We start from the raw sequence: 5,468 nt of genomic DNA on the forward strand, positions 1-5,468 counted from the left end.
GGACAAAGGGTTAACCTCGATTTATGATTTTCCTTAATATATCTGGGTTTCAGCGATTTTGGGCTTCTCGAAGTAAATTCCAAGCGGGGATTGGAGTTGAGGCTTTTCTCGATTTGTTTTTTGTCTAAGTCCCAATAGGCGAGAGTTCTACTTAAGGTTAAGGAAATAGTTTTGTATCCAAGTGATATTCTCAGTCCACGCAGAGGATTTAATATAATCATCTACCAAATCTTTCATCTTGGGAATTTGAGAGCAACCATCCAGAGGAATCGTTTCTGTTAAATCGACATTAATTCGCTGATATTGTCGATCCCCCAAGATCATTTTTACCTGAAAATCATCTAAAATTGATGAACCATCCATCATGATTGAAAGTAAGGGAATCTTTGGTGTGTCATCAAATTCTATTGGCCAAAACCATGTTGTCGGTCCATATCTTAACAGTCCATCGGGTTGATACTCTGGTCTCATCCGATTGTGAGTTTGCCCCGTCCCAACTGATAGTATTTTAATGTCTCCAATAGCAAGATTTCTGTCCTTTAAAATTCCCGAACCTAGAACTCTAGCTAAGGCTAATGTGCTAGGGTTGTTAGCAAATACACCACCATCAATACAAAGTCCATAAGTAGGATGCTTATAAGGGGGAAAATACACCGGTGCGGCACTGGTACAAAGCGCAGCATCTATCATTAGTGTATCCTGGCTGGCACTGTTGGGTAAATTATCAAGGATTATGGGTCGCCATGAAGGATTATTTGTGTCAGCTTCATTATACAGTTGAAATGTCGTTACTAAAACTTTAGATTCTAGGGTCGATAAGGGTTGGTTAAACTGGGTTAAACTATTCTCCAAAACCGATTTTAATCCATTGTTGTCATATTTGACATACAATAGTTGTTCTAGATTTTCTATAATCTTTGCAAAAATGGTGTCTTTCAATTCATTGCTCTTAGCCAGTTCTTCCAGAAAACGATCTAAAAAAGCATCTGACTTAGGGGATTGATAAGGGGTAAAGATTTGGGAACAATTAGTGCTGCTGTTATAAATATTAACCGCATCGGCAATAGGAATACCACTAGCTAATCCTAAAGCAATAATTCCCCCTGTTGATGTTCCTGTAAACAGATCAATTTTGTCAAGAAAAGGGATTTGTTTATCGAGTTCTTGCAGAATCATGGCGGTGATTAATCCCCGAATACCACCCCCGTCACAGGATAAAATTAAGAAATTAGAATTACTCATTGATTGATTCTCCTTTTTGGGAATAAGATGTGAACAAAATTTATTGAAAAAATTGACTGAAAAAATTACTCAATCGTCTTTTTAGCGAAGTTATCAATATTTCTAAAACGGCAGTCATAGGATATCGATAAAGAAAACGAGTCATGACATCATTGATAGTAAAAACCGATTGTTTCAATTCTTCAGGGATGATAACTAGGTCATTTTTTAGCCTTTCATATTCTTCTTGAGCATTTGGGGATTGATCGGCATCAGGTGAGTTGTTTAACATGACTTGAACATCTTCAAGGGTGAAATCTTGGGGAGTTTCGCTATTTTCTAGTAGAGATTTTAAAGAATTGACCAAATTTTTTAACTCACTCAAACCTGCCTGAGAAAATTGTTCAAGTATTTCCTGCTTCTGTATTTTTTTATACCCCTTTTTTTGACCTAAAGCCTTTTCAATAAAGGTTATATAGGCTTCGATGTCGGTTTTTGAAATTATCATAATGAAAGCCTCATTATGTTTTTTATTGGGAAAAAAGGCATTCACTACTCTAGGTAAATTGTAATAAATGCCAGAAAAAGAATGATCATTCTAGTCAACGCTCATTGATAGTTGTATAGACTTAAACTAATTAAGTTAGTCTATACCATCCAAGCAATTAGCAGTCACAACCAGCAGCTTTTGCAGCCAATTTACAAGCAATACTGGCAGGAAATGGCAGAACAGAACAAGCAGTACAAGCAATATCACAACCGACACCAGAGGCTTCCACACCACCAGAAAAAGCAGCAGGAGAAACGTTACGCATCACAGGTTGAGATTGAATGGGAAGATTCATTGGTTTTTTCTCCTTAATGAAAAATTGACTGATTTCAGAATGATTGCCAATTGCCTAGACTACAAAGGCTATATAATTGACTTTTGTAAGCAGTTGAGAAAGAGAGAAAGGAAAAATATGATTTTTAAACCTTTCCCTCGTTCTTTATTTCTGAGTTAGATTTTGGTATTTTAACAAAAGGTCTAATTCAGAAAATTAGCAGTCACAACCAGCAACTTTTGCAGCCAATTTACAAGCAATACTGGCAGGATATGGCAGAACAGAACAAGCATTACAAGCAATATCACAACCGACACCAGAGGCTTCCACACCACCAGAAAAAGCAGCAGTGGAAACATTACGCATTACAGGTTGGGATTGAATGGGAAGATTCATGTTTCTTTCTCCTTATTTGAGAGTTGACTGTTTGTTAATGGTTTGAGAGTTTGCCTAACACATATCACGAAATTCGCGGTATATGTGAGGCGAGAATTAGATAAGTCATGGGTCATTGATATTTTTGCTGATTTAACATTTGAGAAGTTGCTGGAATGTTATTAAAGGTTACTCTACACACAGCGAGGATAACCATCTACACATTCGCAATCTTTGTTTTCAGGACACATTCTAGATCCGTATTGACACTGGCATAGATTATCAGATAAGCGGATGCCATTATCTTCAATTCTTGAAGTTATGAAACCTCGAATGATCGGTTGAGACTGAACAGGAAGATTCATGGGTTTTTCTCCTAATCAGCGAGTTAATTTCTACAGAGGACAACTACAACCACTGATTGCACCGCAAGCGATTCCACCTCCTGATTGACAACAGAGATCGCAAGCTAAATTAGATAGTTCGATTCCTCTGATTCCAGAAAGCCTTACTGTACTTACTTTTCTTGAAGTGGGTGGGACTTGAAGGGGAAGATTCATGAGTATTTCTCCTTTTAAGAATTGAGTTTTCGGCAGATTTCACGAGCTAAGAAAGGCAATCGATCACAAACTTCTGGGTCGCTTTCGAACGCATATTTTTTAGTTAAAAGCATCACATTTCTGAGAGATATATCAGGAAGTCTTCTACTTTCTTCGGAATAGTATTCTGCCAGATCTTCAGAGGTAAAGCTGAAGCCTCTCTCAGAAGCCAGTATGACAGTAAGATCCATTAAACTTTGGACATCTGTTGTTAGTTCTAGACTACCTTGAATTTCTAGATCACTCTTAGCAATTTCATTAAACTGTCTGACGGCTTCGATGGACATAACTTCTCCTGTGATGTGTTAAGATTGAGACCAAGAACGGACTTGACCGATAGTGACGGGAATGACATCGCTCACATCAATGGTGAAACGAAAAACTCGATTAGAACGCTGGTTATTTTCGGGATCAAAGAAGCTTAATTTTACGTCGTAGCAATCGGAATCAGGGCGACAAATCGGGCTTTTTTCCACGGAAATAGAATCCAGAACCCGTTGACTACCTGCCGCGCTCGCAATCGCCACAGAAGCCTGAAAAGCGTTAGTAGCCGAGAAATTTAAGGCTCGTTCTTGAGGGGTTGTCCCTAAATTCCGATAATCATAATAAATCCGATTCAAATAGTCTTCAATTTGAGAGCGTAAACCGTCTTCTGTCACATCACTACCAGCCATTCGAGGCATTACCGATCGCACTAAAGCGGGAACCGACCAGCTATACATCCCCCGTACTTCAGGAATAATCACAGGGACAACTTGACCGGACATTAAGCGAACACTACCGCTAATCACCCCTGGCACTGAGATTCGTTCAATATTTTCATCTCCTAAATAGGCACGGAGTCGATCAAATGTCACACTAGCATAAGCACCCACTGGCACAATGGCATAAATAGGCGTTGCATCCAAACTCAGTGTCCAAATCAGGGATTGCGCCTCATAGGGATTTTCATTAAGATACCGTAACAAACTCATATCAGGAGGCATGGCTTGAGTAAAAGAATCTCGCCGTGCTTCTGTGCCGAAATCTGTGCCTAATTGACCAATTGCGTAAACAATTTGGGGCGCACCATTGCCATTGCCACTACAGGCACAAGCAGAGGGGGTAATAGAAGAATTCACTTCATTGTTGGGGGTAACTGACATGGAATTAAGATTAGAAGGATTAATGGACACAATAGGGGCGGTTTTCGCCTGTGATCCCTCTGTTTCTAAGGCTGAGGGCAGAACAGCGAAGGGTGAAGTAGAATTAAGGCTTTCAGTCGATTGAAACGCGGCGATCTCATTGATAGGATTGTTTAACTCTTGAGAGGTAGGATTAACCTCACTGGTTTGCATCATGGGTTCTTCTTGGGTTTGATTGGACATGGGTTGAATTCCTCCTTGGGTAATTAGGGTGTAAGCTCCAGAAATATTAAGTCTTCCAGCCAGACAGCGGCGGCTATCAATAGGGTGATCTTGATGGCAAGGCAAAGCACTTTTAAGAATGGCTTCACGAACGCCATGAGGATCGGGTTTTTCTCCTTGTTGTAGTTGGATACTCAATAAAAGAGCAATAATTCCCGACACAATGGGAGTGGCAAAACTTGTCCCACTTCTGAGAATGGTTCCGCCGTTGAGAGCCGCCCCTAAGATGTTTTCACCGAGTGCCAGAATTCCCTGATTTTGGTAAACTTTGCCCCAATTACTAAAATTGAGCGGTTTTCCTTGAGAATCCATAGCTCCTACGGCTAAAACCGATTCAAGGGCTGCCGGAAGATGCAGACATTCACAACCATCGTTTCCAGCCGCTGCGACGATCAGAACATTCCTTTCTTGGCATAAACGCACAGCATTAGCCAATAATTGGTCAGATTCAGGGGAAGCTGTTAATTGACCGCCGCTAATATTGATGACGTTAGCTCCTTGCTCAACCGCTTGAGTAATTGCTCGCGCTAGATCGATTTGAGAACAGGGAGCGAGTTTATCCCCTTGTCCATCACTGAAAATGGGTACGATTAAGCCACGACAACGAGGAGCGATTCCTTGAACCGAACCACCGTGTTGACCAAAAATAATGCTGGCAACATGAGTTCCATGTTGGGTGGCAAATCCTTGGTTGCTGACAGAGGGGATTAAAGTCGGTATCCGAGTTAATCGAGCTTGATGAAAACAGGGATGAGATTGATCCACGTCTCCATCTAAGACGGCAACACATATACGCGGATCACCCAGAGTTTTCAGCCAAAGAGACTCTATTCCAGATAAATTGGGCATAATCACCAGAGATTTGCCTTATGAAATTTAAATTCGATGTTTTTGCCGAACAAGCAATACATCTTGACTTTTTTGGCTTAAAAGTGATTTCTTCAATCACCTTTGATACCAGAATAACTGGACTTCCCCCATACAGAAATACTAAAAAATTAACAAAACCCTTACTGCAGGTCGCTTCTCAGAAAAAATTGAAA

Annotated in this window: 6 protein-coding genes; all 6 read right to left on the minus strand. The window is 40.3% G+C overall.

All coding sequences use genetic code 11. From position 1 onward, the window contains the following. Positions 1-147 precede the first annotated feature (147 nt). Positions 148-1,242, minus strand: a complete 1,095-nt coding sequence (locus IM500_RS05535; RefSeq protein ID WP_261779569.1) for a patatin-like phospholipase family protein — start codon at positions 1,240-1,242, stop codon at positions 148-150. A gap of 40 nt (positions 1,243-1,282) precedes the next feature. Further along, positions 1,283-1,774, minus strand: a complete 492-nt coding sequence (locus IM500_RS05540) for a hypothetical protein (RefSeq protein WP_287737920.1) — start codon at positions 1,772-1,774, stop codon at positions 1,283-1,285. Positions 1,775-1,886: 112 nt separating this feature from the next. Beyond that, positions 1,887-2,066, minus strand: coding sequence for a hypothetical protein (locus tag IM500_RS05545; RefSeq protein WP_287737921.1), 180 nt, complete (start codon positions 2,064-2,066; stop codon positions 1,887-1,889). A 195-nt stretch (positions 2,067-2,261) separates the two neighbouring features. Then, positions 2,262-2,411 carry a hypothetical protein gene (locus tag IM500_RS05550; protein ID WP_287737922.1) on the minus strand — a complete coding sequence of 50 codons (150 nt, stop codon included), beginning with the start codon at positions 2,409-2,411 and terminating at the stop codon, positions 2,262-2,264. A 583-nt stretch (positions 2,412-2,994) separates the two neighbouring features. After that, positions 2,995-3,306 (minus strand): Nif11-like leader peptide family natural product precursor, encoded by a 312-nt coding sequence (locus tag IM500_RS05555; RefSeq protein ID WP_159249780.1) that lies wholly within the window; start codon positions 3,304-3,306, stop codon positions 2,995-2,997. An 18-nt stretch (positions 3,307-3,324) separates the two neighbouring features. Further along, positions 3,325-5,274, minus strand: coding sequence for a PatA/PatG family cyanobactin maturation protease (locus IM500_RS05560; protein WP_287737923.1), 1,950 nt, complete (start codon positions 5,272-5,274; stop codon positions 3,325-3,327). Positions 5,275-5,468: the final 194 nt, after the last annotated feature.

This window comes from Microcystis sp. M179S2 (assembly GCF_020245805.1).
GTDB lineage: Bacteria > Cyanobacteriota > Cyanobacteriia > Cyanobacteriales > Microcystaceae > Microcystis > Microcystis aeruginosa.